At 46.3% G+C, this 18,767-nt stretch carries 20 protein-coding genes; 12 read left to right on the top strand and 8 right to left on the bottom strand.

The window, feature by feature from the left end; translation table 11 throughout:
* Nucleotides 1-141: 141 nt before the first annotated feature.
* Nucleotides 142-1,080 (bottom strand): glycosyltransferase family 2 protein, encoded by a 939-nt coding sequence (locus D0A37_RS23925; RefSeq protein WP_242718173.1) that lies wholly within the window; start codon nucleotides 1,078-1,080, stop codon nucleotides 142-144.
* A gap of 308 nt (nucleotides 1,081-1,388) precedes the next feature.
* Between D0A37_RS23925 and D0A37_RS23920 the strand changes: the two genes are divergently transcribed.
* On the top strand, nucleotides 1,389-2,597 hold the full coding sequence (locus D0A37_RS23920) for an argininosuccinate synthase (RefSeq protein WP_242718171.1): 1,209 nt from the start codon (nucleotides 1,389-1,391) through the stop codon (nucleotides 2,595-2,597).
* 356 nt (nucleotides 2,598-2,953) lie between these two features.
* Here the strand turns inward: D0A37_RS23920 and D0A37_RS23915 are convergent, their stop codons facing one another.
* A complete protein-coding gene (locus D0A37_RS23915) occupies nucleotides 2,954-4,402 on the bottom strand; it encodes a GTP-binding protein (protein ID WP_242718169.1) in 1,449 nt (482 codons plus the stop codon).
* A gap of 495 nt (nucleotides 4,403-4,897) precedes the next feature.
* Here D0A37_RS23915 and D0A37_RS23910 point away from each other — a divergent pair, with 495 nt between their 5' ends.
* Nucleotides 4,898-5,728 carry a CPBP family intramembrane glutamic endopeptidase gene (locus tag D0A37_RS23910; RefSeq protein ID WP_242718167.1) on the top strand — a complete coding sequence of 277 codons (831 nt, stop codon included), beginning with the start codon at nucleotides 4,898-4,900 and terminating at the stop codon, nucleotides 5,726-5,728.
* 84 nt (nucleotides 5,729-5,812) lie between these two features.
* Entirely contained in the window at nucleotides 5,813-6,187 is a 375-nt protein-coding gene (locus tag D0A37_RS23905) for an S-layer protein (RefSeq protein WP_242718165.1), read from the top strand.
* Nucleotides 6,188-6,268: 81 nt separating this feature from the next.
* Here the strand turns inward: D0A37_RS23905 and D0A37_RS23900 are convergent, their stop codons facing one another.
* The 4 genes from D0A37_RS23900 to psbH form a co-directional block, all read right to left on the bottom strand.
* On the bottom strand, nucleotides 6,269-6,535 hold the full coding sequence (locus tag D0A37_RS23900; protein ID WP_006633689.1) for a DUF3146 family protein: 267 nt from the start codon (nucleotides 6,533-6,535) through the stop codon (nucleotides 6,269-6,271).
* Complete coding sequence (gene pth / locus D0A37_RS23895; RefSeq protein ID WP_015176009.1) at nucleotides 6,532-7,194, bottom strand: aminoacyl-tRNA hydrolase; 663 nt, start codon at nucleotides 7,192-7,194, stop codon at nucleotides 6,532-6,534. The genes D0A37_RS23900 and pth overlap by 4 nt, the downstream gene beginning before the upstream one ends.
* Nucleotides 7,195-7,455, bottom strand: coding sequence for a TatA/E family twin arginine-targeting protein translocase (locus D0A37_RS23890; protein ID WP_172189683.1), 261 nt, complete (start codon nucleotides 7,453-7,455; stop codon nucleotides 7,195-7,197).
* Nucleotides 7,456-7,606: 151 nt separating this feature from the next.
* Nucleotides 7,607-7,810: a photosystem II reaction center phosphoprotein PsbH gene (gene psbH, locus D0A37_RS23885; RefSeq protein WP_242718163.1), complete on the bottom strand. Its 204-nt coding sequence runs from the start codon at nucleotides 7,808-7,810 to the stop codon at nucleotides 7,607-7,609.
* 212 nt (nucleotides 7,811-8,022) lie between these two features.
* Here psbH and psbN point away from each other — a divergent pair, with 212 nt between their 5' ends.
* From psbN to D0A37_RS23850, 7 genes are all read left to right on the top strand, one after another.
* Nucleotides 8,023-8,154 carry a photosystem II reaction center protein PsbN gene (psbN, locus tag D0A37_RS23880; protein WP_193971847.1) on the top strand — a complete coding sequence of 44 codons (132 nt, stop codon included), beginning with the start codon at nucleotides 8,023-8,025 and terminating at the stop codon, nucleotides 8,152-8,154.
* 248 nt (nucleotides 8,155-8,402) lie between these two features.
* The gene (aroC, locus tag D0A37_RS23875) at nucleotides 8,403-9,503 is read left to right on the top strand and encodes a chorismate synthase (protein WP_242718161.1); all 1,101 of its coding nucleotides are present in this window, start codon (nucleotides 8,403-8,405) and stop codon (nucleotides 9,501-9,503) included.
* A gap of 1 nt (nucleotide 9,504) precedes the next feature.
* Entirely contained in the window at nucleotides 9,505-10,416 is a 912-nt protein-coding gene (locus D0A37_RS23870) for an MBL fold metallo-hydrolase (protein WP_242718159.1), read from the top strand.
* A gap of 633 nt (nucleotides 10,417-11,049) precedes the next feature.
* Nucleotides 11,050-11,973, top strand: coding sequence for a GumC domain-containing protein (locus D0A37_RS23865; protein WP_242718157.1), 924 nt, complete (start codon nucleotides 11,050-11,052; stop codon nucleotides 11,971-11,973).
* 850 nt (nucleotides 11,974-12,823) lie between these two features.
* Entirely contained in the window at nucleotides 12,824-13,423 is a 600-nt protein-coding gene (locus D0A37_RS23860) for a class II aldolase/adducin family protein (RefSeq protein ID WP_242725720.1), read from the top strand.
* Between the two features lie 397 nt (nucleotides 13,424-13,820).
* Nucleotides 13,821-14,375, top strand: a complete 555-nt coding sequence (locus tag D0A37_RS23855) for an Npun_F5560 family protein (RefSeq protein ID WP_242718154.1) — start codon at nucleotides 13,821-13,823, stop codon at nucleotides 14,373-14,375.
* Nucleotides 14,368-15,018: a hypothetical protein gene (locus D0A37_RS23850; RefSeq protein WP_242718152.1), complete on the top strand. Its 651-nt coding sequence runs from the start codon at nucleotides 14,368-14,370 to the stop codon at nucleotides 15,016-15,018. The genes D0A37_RS23855 and D0A37_RS23850 overlap by 8 nt, the downstream gene beginning before the upstream one ends.
* 44 nt (nucleotides 15,019-15,062) lie before the next feature.
* On the opposite strand, the gene D0A37_RS23845 is transcribed toward D0A37_RS23850, so the two are convergent.
* On the bottom strand, nucleotides 15,063-15,407 hold the full coding sequence (locus D0A37_RS23845; protein ID WP_242718150.1) for an STAS domain-containing protein: 345 nt from the start codon (nucleotides 15,405-15,407) through the stop codon (nucleotides 15,063-15,065).
* 25 nt (nucleotides 15,408-15,432) lie between these two features.
* Between D0A37_RS23845 and D0A37_RS23840 the strand changes: the two genes are divergently transcribed.
* Nucleotides 15,433-15,696 carry a hypothetical protein gene (locus D0A37_RS23840; protein ID WP_242718148.1) on the top strand — a complete coding sequence of 88 codons (264 nt, stop codon included), beginning with the start codon at nucleotides 15,433-15,435 and terminating at the stop codon, nucleotides 15,694-15,696.
* A gap of 57 nt (nucleotides 15,697-15,753) precedes the next feature.
* Nucleotides 15,754-16,377 carry a DedA family protein gene (locus D0A37_RS23835; RefSeq protein WP_242718146.1) on the top strand — a complete coding sequence of 208 codons (624 nt, stop codon included), beginning with the start codon at nucleotides 15,754-15,756 and terminating at the stop codon, nucleotides 16,375-16,377.
* A gap of 962 nt (nucleotides 16,378-17,339) precedes the next feature.
* Here D0A37_RS23835 and purM read toward each other — a convergent pair.
* Nucleotides 17,340-18,368, bottom strand: coding sequence for a phosphoribosylformylglycinamidine cyclo-ligase (gene purM / locus D0A37_RS23830; RefSeq protein ID WP_242718144.1), 1,029 nt, complete (start codon nucleotides 18,366-18,368; stop codon nucleotides 17,340-17,342).
* Between the last annotated feature and the right edge of the window lie 399 nt (nucleotides 18,369-18,767).

Here is an 18,767-nt window from a genome sequence, read left to right as displayed (position 1 = left end):
CCCTTTCTTAAGCAAGGCTAGGAGAATTTAGGCATAAGTGTCACACAGTATACCGTTACTACATTTGAGCTTAAGTTGACACCAATGGGCCCTGAAACACTCCTACAATATCTTATATTTTATTTGCACCGTCCGGCTGATTTATGGTATGTTTGTGTCGGTCTGCAATTCCCCACAAGCAGCGTACACGGCTTTCACGTTATACCAATTCAGAAAAATCCGAGCGATTTCTAAAGCTAACTGCGGCTTACCTTGGTCAATCAACCACTGCAAAAAAGGAGTCATCGTCCGCTCGTTCAGTATTCCGCCCAATGATAAAAATCCCCACAGTATTTGGTGCAAAACAGTCATTTGAATCATCATCCGCACTTCCCAACTAGGGTGTTTTTGATAAAACAAAACTCCCATTCTCCCGCGCTGAATTTCTCGGTCGATCATGCCGGGAACTTGCTCTAAACTAAAAGGTGGATGCCAGTGATAGCCGACAGCAGCCGGACATTTAATCAGTTTCAAACCTAATTTTTTCAACCTGACACCCAATTCTAAATCTTCCCATCCGTACAGTTGAAAGCGAGTGTCAAAGAGTCCAGCGGCCAGCAGCCAGTGGCGGGCGATCGCCACATTTCCCGTAGCAAAATAAGCAGCCGAAAAATCGGTTATTTTGTAAGGTTCCGAAGTAGGATTCTCGAAATTGCAAGTATTAATCACGCTGCCGTAAGTAAAAACCGCATCAGTATCTTTGTAACCCTGTAGCAAAGCATCTGCATGTGCTTGCAAAAAATGCTCTGTTACCACCAAATCGCTGTCAATAAAAATAATCGTATCGCCCTTAGCATCTTCAACGCCCAAATTCCGGGCAGCGGCGGGGCCTTGGTGACATTGGGCGATCGAGCGCACATGAGGCAACAACTCAGCATTTGTCACCAACCACTCCAGCGTCCCGTCGGTCGATCCGTCGTCCACCACAATTACTTCATACTCTCTGACAATCTCACCGAACTGCTGATTTTCCAAAGCCAGTAGACATTTCGCCAAAATCGGTTTACGATTGTACGTCGGAATCACAACACTAAAAAACACGGTTTTTCCCCATCGCCACAGTTACCGTATCCCACGGTAGCAGATTTTTCGCAGCAACTCCCCCGCCAAATAGCAAAGTTTAGCAAAAAAAGAATATATAAATCTGTGCTATTTCTGACAAGAATCGATCTCAATTAGGTGCATAATGAAAAGTCGGTTAAACCTCACATTAGGCACCATTCTCAAGAACAGGTAAGATGCCTGTTCCACAAAAATGATATTTTTTTGTGGTGTGGGCATCTGGCCCGCCCTGAAAAGCTTAGTGACAAGGGTGCAAGATGTCAGTTAAATTCAGGATGTAAATCGCAATGAGTCGCGCTAAAAAAGTTGTGCTAGCATATTCCGGCGGAGTCGATACCTCCGTCTGCATTCCTTACCTCAAAAACGAGTGGGGTGTGGAAGAGGTAATTACTCTGGCTGCGGATTTGGGACAGGGAGACGAATTAGAACCGATCCGCAAAAAAGCTTTAGCATCCGGTGCTTCGGAATCTTTAGTTATTGATGCTACCGAAGAATTTGTCAAAGACTATGCGTTTCCAGCGATTCAAGCTAACGCACTTTACGAAAACCGTTATCCCCTTTCGACTGCCCTCGCTCGCCCGCTGATTGCTAAATTGTTAGTAGAAGCTGCGGAAAAATACGGTGCAGATGCGATCGCCCACGGTTGCACAGGTAAAGGAAACGATCAGGTACGGTTCGATGTGTCGATCGGCGCGCTCAACCCCAAGATTAAGATTTTAGCACCAGCGCGGGAGTGGAAAATGAGCCGCGAGGAAACGATCGCATACGGCGAGAGATGCGGCATTCCGTCCCCGGTGAAAAAGTCTTCCCCTTACAGTATCGATCGCAACTTATTAGGAATGGCAATCGAAGCCGGAATCCTCGAAGATCCTTGGGCGGAACCGCCGGAAGAAGTTTATTTGATGACAAAGGCGATCGAACAAACTCCCGACACACCCGAATACATAGAAATCGGTTTCGATTGCGGAAATCCTGTCACTTTAAACGGCAAAGATTTATCACCAGTCGCCCTAATTTCCCAACTAAACGAAATAGTTGGAAACCACGGAGTCGGCCGGATTGATATGATTGAAAACCGCTTAGTCGGGATTAAATCGCGGGAAATTTACGAAACACCAGCGATTTTAGTTTTGATGCACGCGCACCGAGACTTAGAAAGTTTGACGTTGACAGCAGATGTGACTCGGTACAAGCGCGGCATCGAAGAAACCTACAGCCAAATGATTTACAACGGTCTTTGGTACAATCCTTTGAAAACTGCTTTAGACGCATTTATTCAGGACACGCAAAAGCGAGTAACTGGAACCGTGCGGCTCAAACTATTCAAAGGAAATGCGACGATTGTGGGCCGCAAATCTGAAAATTCCCTGTACAGTTTTGACTTAGCAACCTACGGCGCAGAGGACGAATTCGATCACAAAGCTGCCGAAGGATTTGTCTATGTTTGGGGGCTACCAACCCGCATTTGGTCGGAGAAAAATAGAGGTTATAAATAGCAGCGAATTAGGGTTAAAAACCTGATGTTAAGCCGCCGAATCGAATTCGGATTAAAAATTCGATCTTAACCCACCGAATCGAATTGGCGGCTACACAAACCAAGTCCGCCTTCGCGGAATTAGAGTAGGGTGTGCACAGCACACCTTATTTGCCGCAATCGCCCAACCTCTGCCAATTGCCTAAGTCATGAGTTAGTAAGATAGAGTAATAATTGGTAATTGGTAACAGGTTGTTATCCTAATAATTTGTTAAATTGTCTTCACACAAATTTAGCTTTGAGGTAGGGGTTTAAACCCCTGCCGGATTGCGGCAGGGCTGTGCCAGGATTGCTGGGTCAACGTAAAACAGCCGATCGCTAAGATTTCTGTTTTTCCACACTTCCCAAATCCAACTTAGCCCGCAACTCTTCCTTAATCCGATTTAAAATAGAATCCTCATCCAAAGAAGACAAAATCTTGCTCACCACAGCCTTTGGCCCATCATCTCCCCAAGAAGCACCATTAGCCAAATAAGCCTTAGTAACTTGACCGATACCATAGGAAGAAACCCCCGCGATCGCAGCTTGCGTCACCGCCACAGACAAATAAGGCCCTAAAGCCAAACCCCCCGTCGCTGGCGTCGCCAAACCCAACAATCCTTTCAAAGAACTCAAACCAAAATTAGCCAACAATTCGCCCGCAGTAATTCCCCCCATACTAATCGCAATCTTTTGCAGCAATTCCACCGCGCCCGCTTCCGTCATGGCAATGCCGTAAACTTTAGATAAAGTTAATATCATCACCACATCAATTACCGCACCGCTAAGAATATCAACTACAGTAATTGGATTAAGTGCGATCGCCACCGCTTTAGTCATTACCCCATTCCAGATAATTCGATTAGCCGCGTCATCTCGAATTTCCATTTTTCGCTGCACCAACTGCTCGTTAATATCCCCCGCACACAGCATCGTATTCAGCGCGACCAAAGATTTGCCTTCCCGGTCTAAAATCTCCAAAATCTTTAATTTTAAATCTTGCACTTGTGGCAAACTGCGAGTCATTTGCACGCCCATACTTCCGTCGGGACGGCGCACCGCCCTCGCCGTCAAAGGCGAAGCCGCCGCCATCACAATTTCATCGGGAGACAACAATTCTCTTACGCGATCGTCTCGAATTTTATGATAAATTGCCAGCCTGTCTGCATCAGGATACTGGTCAATTTTATTAAACACTAATAACATCGGTTTTCCGGCTTCCCGCAACTGCGAAAGTGCTGCGTATTCCACCTTCGTAATGTCGCCAGCAACTACAAACAAAATCAAATCTGCTTGTTGAGCAACGCGGCGGGCTAAAAGTTCGCGAGTTTCGCCGTCAACTTCATCTATTCCCGGAGTGTCGATTAATTCTACTTGCGACAAACGGTAAATAACTGGCGAAAGTCGATCGGGTAACTTCTCATCAATTCCCTCTCCGACATCCCACTGGCCAATAGTCGTCGTGCGAGTCACCCCGTGAGTCGGGCCAGTTTCAAACACATTTTGACCTAGCAGCGCGTTCAAAACCGAAGATTTTCCCCTTCCCACCATCCCAAACACAGCTATTTGCACGCAAGCGCGCTCTAGCTTGTCGAGCATTTTCTCCAACCCGCCAATTTCCGGTTCTAGTCCAGTTCGCTCTTGAACTGTCAAGTCGAGATTTTCTACTATATCTCGCAGAGCATCTTTAGCGTGGCGCAGGTTGAGTTCTGCCTGAATGTCTGCGAAGCTTAAAATTGTGTCATCTAATTCGCGATCGACATTTGAAAAATCCGAGGCTTCAGTCATCAAAACTATGGGTTTGAAACCCCGTCCTTTTAGGACGGCTTTACATTGAGTGGAATCCCCTTGCGGGGTTGGGGAGGTATGGTTGCCTCCCCGCCGGGATATGGTTGTCCCGTTCTCCTTGCGGAGTAAAGTTAGCTTCGCCAATGTTTAGTGAGCTTGTTAGGCTAAAAGCACTGTTCCAGTGACCTTAGAACTGTTTAACTTTCAGCGACAGAGCAAGGAACTAGCTACGCATTCCAGGGTGTCGTGACTCAAAAAACGTAGTCCGCGAAGGACTTAGGCTGGTCAGGATGGCTTTCTAGATTTCTCTTTCAAGCCTTATGCCTTTAGGCTAAGGTTCCTGACTTAAAGTTTCAACCGATACCATGCCATTCTAGCTTTTTCCGTCTGCTTTGTACATTAGGGGTACGGCAATGGCGTGTTTAGAATCCGGGGATGGACACAGCAATGCTGTCTCCCTACAGATATCATGTAAAACCTGTTTAATTTACAACAATGATTAACCGCCTCCAAATAATAGCCAGTTATCCATTTCCTTTACGTGTAATAATTTTCCTATTAATCTTGCTAGTAATTTGGCTGCCGTTAGCAGCACCAATTTATCTCTTAGTTAAAGATAGTAACCTAGCAACTATTCTGACAATGGGATTGTTGTTTACTGAGTTTCTGTTCCTAGTGCCGCGCTGGGGAAAGCAGGTTTACGGACAAACCCAATTACTCAAGAGTTACGGTGTAATCAATACGCGAAAAAACGGTTTTGAGCTTTTAATCGGATTGGCGATCGGGCTTTTGCTCACTTTCACTCTATTTGCGGTGCAAGGGCTGTTCGGCTTAGTCGCGTGGCAAAATTCTGATAATTTGCCGAGAATCATCGCAGAAGGGCTATTAAGCGCCCTTGGAGTCGGTTTTGCGGAGGAGTTGGTATTCCGTGGTTGGTTGCTGGACGAGTTGCAGCGGGATTACAATTATAAAATATCTCTGTGGGCGAATAGCCTGGTGTTTGCCCTATCTCATTTTATCAAACCTGTCGCGGCCATGCTGCAGAGTTGGCCGCAGTTTCCGGGGTTGTTGTTGCTGGGTTTGATTCTGGTTTGGGGAAAAAGATCGCGCCAAAATCGCCTCGGTTTGTCGATCGGGCTTCATGCAGGTTTAGTCTGGGGATATTACATGATTAACATCGGGCAGTTAGTGCGATATTCGGCATCTGTTCCCGAGTGGGTGACAGGAGTTAACGGCAATCCGCTAGCTGGGGCGATCGGCCTGTTGTTTTTGAGTGTCTTGGCCTTGGGAATGCGAAAAATGTCTGAACATTCCAAAGGTTTGTAGTAAGGACGAACAGCCCTTATTTCCCACGATTTTGAGGACTCAAGTCCTCACTACCACCCAACTTATTCAGAAATTTATAAACTTATGAAACTCAGCATCTTTGCCACTACTACAGTGTTAATTTATACAGGTTTGTTAGCTCCTGCAAACGCACAAAATACCGCACCACTCAAGCCAAATAATTCTTTAGTTCAAGTGCAGACAGCGCCAGAACAAATTCTCAATGCTTGCGTCCAGAATCAGGCTGAAACCCTGCCAAATCCTTTTACCGATGTACCTTCCAATCACTGGGCTTACAAAGCTGTTTTGACAATGTATTATTGCGGGCCTTACCGAGAAGCGACACCCCCTGCTTTAATTAAAGAATTACTGGAATCGGGAGATACTACTAGAGAAAGTTTGCATTCCCCATTACCTTTTCCCAATTTCCCATTACAGCGATTCCCCTTGATTAATTAAATCCTTACTGGAATTAGGATATTTTACTAGAGGAAGTTTTTATTCCCGATTACCTTTGCCGCATTTCCCCTTACCAAGATTTTAAAACTGAGCCCGAACCGTAAACGAATAATCCCCGCCCGGTTCAAGCTGATAATCCCATTTTTCCAGAAAGCGGTGCAGCGGTTCCTGAATCAATGCCCTACCTTGAGAAGGCTCAAGTATCAGTGTTTTTTCTGACGTGAAACGCCACTGAAACTGCCACTCAAAATTGCCGGCAGTCACTTCACCCTCAATCGTGCCTTTTTGCCAAGATTGACCAGTAACCCGGACATATGCAGTTGTTTCAGGCAAACGTCTCGAACTCACCTTTTTGTTTCCGCGTTTGTTTCTGCAATTGTGCGACTATTGTAAAGGCTCATGGCTTTTTCTACTCCTTGATGTAGACTTAGTTCCACAGCTTCTACAACCAGTTTAAGCACTTTCTCTACTAATTGACTTTCCTCTGAGGAAAACTTTCCTAAAACGAAGGAAATCGTATCTTTCTCATTTTTAGCAGCATCGTTTTGAGGTTTGCCGATGCCAATCCGCAAGCGGGGAAATTTGTCTGTGCCCAAATGAGAAATTGTCGATTTCATGCCGTTGTGTCCGCCGGCTGAACCGGCAAGCCGCATTCTCAATTTCCCGATCGGCAAATCCATATCATCGTATACTATTAATACCGACTCCGCAGGTATTTTGTACCAATCCGTCGCCGCCCGAATCGCTTGGCCCGACAGATTCATGTAAGTAAGCGGTTTCAGCAAGCGGATTTTCTGTCCCCGCGGCCGGTTTCCCTCGCCAAATATGCCTTGAAATTTGCGATTTTCCGACAGGGAAATCTGCCAAGATTTAGCCAAGGCATCGACAGCATTAAAACCGATGTTGTGTCGGGTGCGATCGTATTTAGGTTCGGGATTGCCTAACCCAACTATTAGCTGGGGAATCACTAACTCCGCTGGTGTTTCCGACTTCTGAGTGTTGTTCATTTAACTGTCTGTGCTATCTTCCTTGGGAGTAGCCGCCGCGAGTTTTTCAGTTTCCGGTTTGCTGCTAGTTGCTACTGCTTCTTCTAACTGCTTGGCCTCCCGCGTGAACTCCGACTCAAAATCCCGCGAAGCATCTTGAAATCCCCGAATTGCCTTCCCCATACTCCTGCCGATTTCAGGTAATTTTTTGGGGCCGAATACCAATAGGGCGATCGTAAAAATAACTGCCATTTCCGGCAAACCAATGCCAAAAATATTCATCCTTTTTCTCCTGCAATTTGTTTAATTACTTCCTGTTTATTTAGGGCAAAAGTAATCGGAAAGGGTAAGGAAAAACGGGAAAACTTAGCTTTTACCCTTTCTCCTCAACCCTCAGCTTTTACTTTTAGCCTTACTGTTTTGCGCTCAATTTTTAGCTGCCGAGACTCGACCAATCCATATCCACACTCTCCAGAATCAGAGAAGAGTTGTAGATTTGCAAAATAATCAACAAGAACACGAAAAACAGTCCAATGAAAACGCTCATCAACAGCGTGGTTCCCCAGCCGGGGGCTACCTTGCCGTATTCTGAGTTAAGGGGTTTGAGTATATCTCCTAACCAAGTCCGTTGTGCCATAAGTCACCTGCAATGAATCTCTACAGAAAAGTTTGACATATTTCTACCGCTAATTGCGATCGCAATTTCTCAGAAATGCGGCAGGGGGACTGGGAGAACGGGGAGTGGGGGTTGGCTGCCATACCGTACTGCGCCTGAAATCACTAGACTTTCAGACGGATTGTTATTTTTTGTAATATTATAGAGTGGAGCACTCATAATATTACAAAAATATGGAACCAGCAGCAGTTCTCGGCATTTCTCTCGGTATGTGTCTGGTGGCAATCACCGGTTTCTCGATCTACACGGCTTTCGGCCCTCCCGCTAAGGAATTGAGAGATCCTTTTGAAGAACACGAAGACTAAAGAAGAAGGAAGAAGAGGGAAGAAGCAAGAAGGAAGATTTTCACAGTTTTCCCCCTCTCCCAATTCTCCCCCTCTCCCCTGTCCCTCGTAGATATTCTTCTACCGGGAAGCGAGTGTATTTTGTGGCGCGATCAACCGGGATCTTCCCAGTCAATGCTATATTCTTCAGAAGAAATACAGTAAATCTATATTTGAAAAATCTATCTCCCAGTTAAAGTAAAAATTATCAAGTTTCAGGCAAAAGCAGAATGGGCAATACCTTTGGGCATTTATTTCGGATATCGACATTTGGGGAATCTCACGGCGGCGGTGTGGGAGTAGTAATTGATGGTTGCCCGCCCCTGGTGTCGATCGACGCATCGGAAATTCAAGCCGAACTCGATCGCCGCCGCCCCGGCCAAAGCAAAATTACCACACCTCGCAAAGAAGCAGATACCTGCGAAATTCTGTCAGGGGTGTTTGAAGGCAAAACTTTGGGAACGCCGATCGCAATTTTAGTTCGCAATCAAGACACCCGCCCCCAAGATTACGGCGAAATGGCGACAACTTACCGCCCTTCTCACGCTGATGCTACCTACGATGCTAAATACGGAATTCGTAACTGGCAAGGCGGAGGTCGATCGTCCGCGAGAGAGACCATTGGTAGAGTAGCAGCAGGGGCGATCGCTAAAAAAATTCTCAAACAAGCAGCAGGAGTCGAAATAGTCGGCTACGTCAAACGCATCAAAGACTTAGAATGTGTCGCCGACCCGGACACTGTTACCTTAGAACAAGTAGAAAGCAACATCGTCCGCTGTCCCGATGCCGAATGTGCCGAAAGAATGATTGAACTGATCGAAAAAGTTCGCGACAGTGGAGATTCGATCGGCGGTGTAGTCGAATGCGTCGCCCGCAACGTACCCAAAGGCCTGGGAATGCCGGTATTCGACAAACTCGAAGCCGACTTGGCCAAAGCCATCATGTCCTTGCCCGCCAGCAAAGGCTTTGAAATTGGTTCCGGGTTTGCCGGGACTCTGCTCAAGGGCAGCGAACATAATGATGAATACTATACTGATGATAAGGGTGTAATTCGTACAGTGACGAATCGCTCTGGCGGAATTCAGGGTGGGATTGCTAACGGCGAAAATATCATTTTGCGGGCGGCATTCAAGCCAACTGCGACAATTCGCCAGCAGCAGCGTACAGTTACCCGAGAGGGCGAAGAAACCCTGCTGGCTGCCAAGGGACGGCACGACCCTTGCGTTTTGCCAAGAGCTGTGCCAATGGTGGAAGCAATGATAGCTTTAGTGTTGTGCGACCATCTGCTGCGCCATCACGGACAATGTGGAACCTTAAAGCCTGAATGTTAAAATGGAAATCAGCTTGTCCTCTGTAGCGGCAACTCCCGTTGATTGCCCTCAACCCTCCGAATCAATAAAAGGTATAGATGATTTTGTAGTACAGTTCTGGGGCGTGCGGGGCAGTGTTCCGACACCCGGAGAGGAAACTGTTCGCTACGGCGGCAATACTTCTTGTTTGGAAATGCGAGTCGCTGGCAAACGCTTGATTTTTGACGGCGGAACAGGCTTGCGGATGCTGGGAGACCAGTTGGTGCAAGAAATGCCCGTGCAAGCTTATATGTTTTTTACTCACTATCACTGGGATCACATTCAAGGGTTTCCGCTGTTCGCCCCAGCTTTCATCCGCGGCAATAGCTTTGATATTTACGGGGCGACTCCGCCGGATGGAGATTGCATGAAAAGGCACTTTGTCGAACGGGTGTTGCACTCGAATTCGCCGGTGCCACTGATGGGTTTGCAGGCAGATTTGAATTTCTACGAACTCCATCACAACCAGACGATGATGCTGGACGATATTGAGATTAGGACGGGTTCTCTGAATCACCCGAATACTGCTATGGGATATCGGGTGACTTGGCAGGGACGATCTGTTGTTTATTGTTCGGATACTGAACATTTTCCCGATCGCCTAGATGAGAATGTCTACAATTTAGCCCTCGACGCTGATGTGCTGATTTACGATGCGATGTACACAGACGAGGAATATCACAACCCCAAGTCTCCGAAGGTGGGTTGGGGACACTCGACTTGGCAGGAAGCGGTGAGAATGGCTAAGGAGGCGCGGGTGAAACGAGTGGTGATTTTTCACCATGATCCGGCTCATACTGACGATTTTCTCGATCGCATCGCCGAAGATGTGCAAATCGCTTTTCCGAAGGCTGTCATGGCCCGCGAGGGTCTTATTTTGCCGATCGGCTTCTGAACATTCGCCTCTGAGGCTCGATCGAACCATCAACCGATCGAACCATAATTGTTATGTGAATATGTGGATCTGGGGGCGAAACCAGCTCCACAATTTTTTTTAATACGCAGCAAACTCTTAACTGCATGGTATAATTCTTGCTTGTTAAGTTTTTAGGCCGAGTATTTAAGCTTTTTTTTATTCTTCAACCGCGTCCGTAAGACGCCAAGACGTAAGATAATTGGAGAATTGCCAAGGGTGAAAAGGAGACTGTTTTGAATGTCAACAAACACGGGGAGGCGAGGCGATCGCACGCCTGAGTGCTAGTCTGATGCCAGTAGACTTCCAGAAGCCTTGTTACAGATTAATTATTAAGGACAAAAACTGAAGTTATAGCTCAGATCAAATAAAAGCGCGATCGGTTTTTTCGGATCATGAATATTGACAACTCTCAAAAGCTAATAGCTTTTAGGTAGAAACTGAGAAAATTTTCAGCAGTCAATTTGACTAACCAGAAAGAAACGATGGCTCTTGGGTTTGGCAGGAGCTGCGGCAAGCGAATGTTATGACTTGACTATCAAAATGGGAAATTTACGTTTTAGATCTTCAGCACATCAATACAGATGGATTGCCTTAGGCAGTTTTGCTGTAATTATGGGTATTTCAGGCGCCCTGGCCTACCGCCTCGCCCCGCCCCCCGGATTCATGGCTCAAGGCACTCTCTCTTCTAATAATCCGCCAGTCAAATTTTCGAGTACGGGCACGACAATTCTCAAGCAGGGAGAGCAACTCACCCCAGAGGTTCTGCTGGCAGATAATGTTGTCAAAGCAGTGGCAGATGCAGTTAAGCTGTCGCCCCAGCAAGTTCGACAAAATGCTAGTGTCAAGATTTCTAAGCCGGAACAACCCCTAGAAATTGTGGTTGGGTATCGCTCGCTCGATCAGGAGCAAGCAATCCAAACGGTGGATATGTTGATGAAGGGCATGGTGGAAAAAAGCCGCCTGATTAACAGATATCGGTGGCAATCAGTCAATCAGTCGCTCAACCAACGCTTGGCACAAGTCACTCAAGACCTGAAACAAGCTCAGCAAAAACTCGACCAATACGAAAGAGAACGCGCTCGCCTGTTGCAGCAAATGAAGCTTCAGCAAGACTTTTACAACAAAACTCAGCTTGCAATGGCGGATACGCAAGCTTCGGAAAAAGAAATGGTTAGCAGTTTGGCCGCCGCTACAGTGCCACAAATTGTGGCCACGCCCACGAGCGATCCGACAGTGCCTCTGATTTTGGGAATTGGTTTGCTGTTGGCGATTTTGGTCAGCCGAGGTTTGATTCCTTCGGTGGCGGATTGGAAGTACAAAGCAGCTTTTCAGCGAGAAGAGAGCGAAAGGCTCCAAAGTGCTTTGTACCGACTGATCAAAGAAGGTCGGGGCGAAATAACTCTGGTGCGGTTTGCAATGGAAACGCGGCTGTCGCCGGATGTGGCTCAGCGTTTTTTGAACCAACAAGCTGAAGTCTTTAATGCCAATTGCGAAATTAAAGACGACGGCAGTATCTTGTATCACTTCCACATTTAAATGGCTGCGAGCGATCGCACTCCACAGAAGACTTTAGCCGATCGAGTCATCACTGCTCGATCGGCTTGTTTTTTTGTTAAAAAATTATATCAGGTTCGGTCGATCGACTATCCCCCTTTAGGTAGGCGCGGGTTGAGGGGATCTATAACTTATACTACTACAACAGATTTTGGTGAACCCGCCGACGCGAGCTGGCGTTGTGGTGATTTTACCCGACATGATATTACGCTTAACCCGCTTTCTTAGCTTGTAGGATGCCCCGGAGCTAAAAATTGCTCGATCGACAGAGGTGTGGACTAACGTAGAGCACCCGAAGATTGTGCCAGTTCCTCCCAGACAGGCTAAAAAATATTTTTTGTGTTCCGCTTGCTTTTTGCTTAAATATATGTATAATGATGAAAAATCAGTAAATGTACGGTTGCTTTTTACCTGATTTACATGATTAGGGGTTAATTTCTTCTTAAATCTTTCTTACGGTAGAACTACCCTCAGTAAAAATGCTGTAGGGTAGAACAATAACGGATTCAGGGATGTTATGTAGTTTCACCTCAGAAACTGGAGATCGGGCAAAAGCCTGGGTTCAAACTCCCCAACAGAAAGCATACATTTTCATATTGAACTTTTGTAATCACCTAGAGGCTACACCATGATTTTGGGAATAATTGGTTCTTCTTTCCTAGCTTACTTTTTGCTAATGTCGGTCGCTAATTACGGCGACACTGGAATGTAGATTAGTTAAGGCACTGATGCACCGAGACAGAAGGCAGCAGGCAAAACAAAGCAGTTTGACAACTTCGATTAAGTCTCTGCTTGGATCGTATCTGTCGTGTCCGCTCTGACCGAAAAATGGATGGATGAAGGAGTCGTTAAGTACCGCTGTGACTGGGAAAAAGCAGGCCCTGTAGCTGCCCGGAACATAGCAGATTTGATGCACTGGCGCGATCGGCTCCACGCTTGGGGATTAATTGGCGTCTACGAAAATGGCATAGGGTTTGGCAACGTCAGCGTCAGGCTCGGCAATTCTTGCCAATTCGTGATTTCGGGAACCCAGACTGCACACTTGAAAACTCTGGGACCAGAATCCTACTGTACTGTTACCGAATTTAACTTAGAACAAAATTACCTCGGCTGCCGGGGCCCCGTACAAGCTTCGTCGGAGTCCCTGACTCACGGGGCCCTGTACCTTCAGAGAGAGGAGGTGGGCGGGATAATTCACGTCCATAATCCTAAGCTATGGCAGCAACTGCTGTTTAAGATTCCTACTACTAGAAAAGAAATACCTTACGGCACTCCTCAGATGGCCTTAGAAATGTTTAGACTTTTTGAGGAGGAGAACTTGGCAGAGCGCCAAATTCTGGCGATGGCCGGTCACGAGGACGGGATTATCTGTTTTGGCAGCACCGTGGACGAAGCTGGCAAAGTGCTTTCGGCTGTGATTGGTTACACATGAGATATTGCACTATTCTCAAAAAAGCTAAAAAACCGGGTTTATTGACAAAAAACCTAGGGTTTTACCTGTGTCTATGGCAACTGAGATGTTGCAGCAATATCAATAATCCTTAATCCTTTTTTGGGCGGGTTCTCCTGCCCACCCCACAACAAATTAATTCTTTGTGGAACCGGCATCTTGCCTGTTCTTGAGAATACTGCAACATCTCAGTGACAAGAAACTAAGGTGATGACGTGAATGCCTGATTTGAGTTAGACTGAGCTTTACCCTTGACATCGGGCCGCTAGCTCGATTTAGCCTAATGGGTTCAAAACTTTTGAAGTGCCTCTTGCCTCTGCGGTAAGGGAAAGATATTTTTAAAGAGAAACAGATTATATAACAAAAGCTGAGAGTCATCGTGAATCCAACTAAACTTGTAAGCTCAAAAGAATTGCAATCAGAGGTATCTCGTCTCACCGAAGAGTTGCAAATGCGCGACCAATTAGTGCAGCAGTTGTCTCAAGAACTTTTCAGGCTGGTGAAGGGCAATTCTAATTTTGTGCCGGCGCCGGAAGTTTCCGATCGCCACCAAGCTCAAATGCAGGCAATGCGCGAACAACTCCAAGCTGTTGAAGAACAGGTGGGTTTTTATCAGGAACAAATCGCCGAGCGGGATGCTGAGGTTTACCAACTGCGTCAGTCAGTGCAGGAATTGACGGATCGCTCTCGGATGCTGGAACAGGTAGTGCAGGAATTGCCCGGGGTTTACCGCCAGAAGTTTGCCGAGCGGATCGAGCCAATTAAGGAAAAATTGGATCAACTGCAAAAGGAAAACCGCCAGTTGCACACTGAGTTGCAAAGCGTCACTTACCGTCTCGCTGTGCGGAGCCGCAAGGCTAAGGGCTTGGATCTGCCGAGCGTCGATGAAACGGACGATCGAGGAATTCAAATGCCGAGCTTTGGCAATGTCTAAGGTTTTGATTGTGGCGGGTGGTGAGCAAAGTCCGGCGGCAAATCTCAAGGCGGCGATCGCTCAATCTAATCCTTTAACTGAAGTCAATATCTGTGGGGTTTCTGAACTCTATTCTGCCGCGATCGCTCCGGGTGGGGCGATCGTTTGTCCTTTGACGCTGGATGTGCCAGAAAATCTGGTTTTTCCGGGTCGGGATGTGTATCGATTTTGCCGGAATGTTTCGTCGGCGCGCGATCGAGTGGCTCAGGAGCTGCTTTTTCCCGTCGGCGAGGGCAATTTTTGGCTGCCTGTGGTGTTGACGGCAAAGGGGCCACTGTATGCTGAGGTGATCGGTGGGGAACCTGACAAGCAGTCTAGCGAGTTGAGTTACTCTCAACCGGTGCATTTGTCGGATGTTTGGCGCCAGCAGTTGTACGAGTTGGCTTACCGCTTGCTAAATCTTTTAAATGCGCCGCCGGCGACTTATTTGATGCAGTTTGGGTTCGTAGGGGAAAGGATTTGTTTCGATCGACTTTGGCCTTTTCCGGCTGCACCTGCGATCGCTTCTGCCGGCGCTCAAGTGCCGGATTTATTTGTTTGTCATTGGTATTGCTTGACAAATAAACCTATTTATGATATTGAAATTAACTCTGCGGTTGCTTGAAGTCTCTTGCAAACTTGAGATTTCAACTCGGGATCTCATTTTAATCAAGCAACTAAAGCCGGAGTTTCAGTGGAGATAACTTGCTCGAAACTGTCGAAGATTTCAAAGAGTTGGTCGAGTTGAGTAATTTCAAAAATTAGCTTGACTGTGGCTGAGAGGTTGCAGATGACGAGGCGGCATCCCCGGTGGCGGGCGGCGTTGAGTCCGCCGACTAAGGCACAGATCCCGGAACTGTCGATAAAATCTACGGCGGCCATGTCTATTACCCAGAGTTTGTGGCGCTCGGGCACAATCTCGGCTAGCTGTTGCTGCAGGAGGCTGCCAGCTTGGGAGTCGAGGCAGTTGTGAGGTTGAAGGACGATGGGTGGGTTGAAGTTTGGAAATTCCATAGCAGTTATCCTACGATCGTAAAGTATGAATAAGTTAGTTTCTTTGCTGACTCTGTTGAGAGACTCAGGGGATTTCAGCGTATGTTTTAGGATGCGCGATCGGGCTAGGGAATCGGTGGGGAGAGCCGTTGTGATAAATTTAGTAGGAAATTGGCTAGCGATCGCGCGGAACGCAACCGCAACAATTCTCTATTCCTCTAGTATGCCTGAAAGGCTAATTTTTAGTTGGATTAGCGATCGCGACAACAGTGTGTTCTTCATCACAGCGAAAGATTGCACTATTGGCTGAATCGAGCCAATATATAAATGTATTGAGCTTTGCAAAAGTTTACGAAGGCAGTATCGAATGTCTTTTGAGTTTTTATCGTTAGAGACTATTCAGCAGTTTGCGCGTGATTACGGCTACTGGGCAGTATTTCTGGGAATTCTGCTGGAAAATCTGGGAGTTCCTCTTCCAGGCGAAACAATTACGATTGCTGGCGGGTTTTTAGCTGGCAGCGGGGAACTGAATTACTGGTTTGTGCTCGGCAGTGCGATCGCGGGTGCTACAGTGGGGGGAAATTTTGGTTATGCGATCGGCAGGTACGGTGGCTGGCCACTGCTGCTGAAGTTGGGACAATTTTTCCGCTTTCGAGAAGAACAACTGTTTGACTTAAAAGAACAGTTTAGCAAAAATGCAGCTAAAGCCGTATTTTTGGGTCGTTTCATCGCACTACTGCGAATTTTTGCTAGCCCCCTAGCGGGTATTGCAGAAATGCCTTTTTGGAAATTTTCACTGTTCAATGTTCTGGGTGCTGCAAGCTGGGCATCGGTAATGGTGAGTTTATCCTACTTCTTGGGACAAGTTGTGTCTTTAGAAAAGTTGGTAGCTTGGGCCGCTCAATTTGCGGTATTTGCTTTGCTGTTAGCAGTTGCTTGGATTGCAGTTCCTATTTGGTTGGAAGCGCGGACTTTGGACAAGACTAAGTAAGATTAGTGGTTAGACTTTTTGCAAGAGTTCTGGATTTTCTGTTTTTAACCGCAGATGAACGCAAATGAACGCAGATATTATCTATTTTTGCAAAAAGTCTAATGATTGGCGATCGCCTATTAATAAGTCAGGACTTCTGTCCTCAAAATCATCAAGTTTGTAGCGCGAACTTCTGTCCTCAGTCCAATCTCTGCTTAGTATGAGGATGTTTCTGGATTGAGTTAAATAGGATTTCAAAAACTCGATCGCTATAATTATAATTCCCCGAATGCTGCGAACATAGGAGGAGAGGAAGTGCGATCGCAATAATCAGCCTGTTCGCTGAAATGCCATGTAATAAATACTCTAAATCTTCAATTACTTTAAACAGTCCATTAGCAATATATTCAGGAATGACGTAATCAGCGCGTTAAATCAAGGGTTTGAGATTGCTTCACGAGGCTCTCTTCTGACAGAAAATAGTAGTACGTGTGTAGATTATCTGGATGTCCCTGAATACACCAATTAAACACCTTCTGTAAGATTAAACCCAAAAAATCAGCAATTTTAGCTTGATAATGTCGGTTATTTAACAATAACAAAATTATAATTTTTCCTCTAATATCTCCTTTTTGTTCCTATTTTAATGCTTATTCCAGTTGCTCTGTTTTTTTGGGATTCAGATACTTTTGAGCGGCTAGTTTTGCAGTCAGTGACGGAATTAATTTTGAATTATACCGTATTGAAAGACACAATAACTTATTTCACTTTCATTTAAACTTGTAGCAACGAGTCATCTGTTGTGAATTCCTTTTTCTCTTTCTTCCTCTATCTCCTCTGCGTCCTCTGCGGTTACTTTCAAAATTATAAATTTAACCGCAGATCTATCTACACAAATGAATGCAGGTTGAGATTGTCTGTTAGTGCATAAAACAAAGCGAAGCAATCTTCACCCCCTGCGATTGCTTCCTACTAATTACCAATTAACCGTTATCCATGATCAATTCTCCTTTCCCCTCAATCACTTCCCCGATCGCGAACGCACCAATCCCCTGAGATTCAAACCATGTAACAGCCTCTTCTACTTTTGTGCGATCGAGCAACAGCACAAACCCAATGCCCATATTAAAAGTATTGAACATATCGGCTGGGGCAACTTGGCCCGCTTCAGCAATCCACTGGAAAATGGGCAAATTTGGCCAGCTATTGCTGTCAATTTTCACAGATTGATTAACTCCCAAACAGCGGGGCAAATTTTCCGGCAAACCGCCGCCCGTAATGTGAGCCATGCCGTGAATATCTAAACCGCTCTTAATTGCTTCGAGGACTGGTTTAACATAAATTGTAGTCGGAGTTAGCAGCACTTCTCCTAAACTTTGGCCACCTAACTTTTCGGGTTGGGAATTCCAGTCAAAACCCCGATCGCCCGCAATTTTTCTCACCAAACTAAAACCGTTGCTGTGCGCGCCTGAACTGGCCAGCCCCACCGCCACATCTCCCACCTGCACCCGCGAACCATCCAACAATTTGCTCTTTTCGACAATTCCCACACAAAACCCCGCCAAATCGTACTCACCCGCTTGGTAAAAACCGGGCATTTCTGCCGTTTCCCCTCCGAGCAAAGCACAGCCCGCTTGCTTGCAACCGTCAGCAATGCCGGCCACCACCGCAGCTAATTGTTCGGGATTTAACTTTCCCGTCGCTAAATAATCGAGAAAAAAGAGGGGTTCTGCCCCGGATGTCAGCACGTCGTTGACGCACATCGCCACCAAGTCGATACCTACGGTGTCGTGCCGATCGAGATTGTGGGCTAATTTCAACTTAGTCCCAACGCCGTCAGTACCCGAAACCATAATCGGCTCTTTTAAACCCTCCGGAACGCTGAAAAACCCGCTAAACCCGCCGAATCCGCCCAAAACTCCCGATCGGTGCGTGCTCTTGACCATACTCCCGATGCGCGAGACAAAAGCTCTGCCCGCCTCAACATCCACACCTGCTTCTCGATAATCCATAAGTCCGCCAAATCGATTTCCAGTTTTTAGTTTATTCCCATAACAGTTGACAAACAGCTTTTTTCACACTAGCCATTCGGCAGCCCCCAAAAGACAATAAATTTCTGTAAATTTTTGTAAATTTTTCTGGAATAACTGAAACGGCTGTAAGCACTGGCACTAAAGGATTTTATGATAGAGGGTTTTGAGAAAATTTGATGAAGATTTGGTGAAAATCGCGATCGCAGCGATCCCCAACCACAAAAGTTTGTGGTAGTCTGTTGCAGTTCGTGAACAAAACACAAATTGCGGATCGAGCATGAGTTGTCAAGTGTCAGGGAAGTTTCCGCCAAATTTTTTTTGGGCGGAAGCATTAAAGCAAAAACGCACCCGGATACTTTGCTTTGACTCACGGGGGAA

It is taken from the genome of Microcoleus vaginatus HSN003, assembly GCF_022701255.1.
In the GTDB taxonomy this organism is placed as follows: domain Bacteria; phylum Cyanobacteriota; class Cyanobacteriia; order Cyanobacteriales; family Microcoleaceae; genus Microcoleus; species Microcoleus vaginatus_B.
The sequence above is the reverse complement of the archived record's forward strand: the minus strand, read 5'-3'. Positions and strand labels throughout refer to the sequence as shown.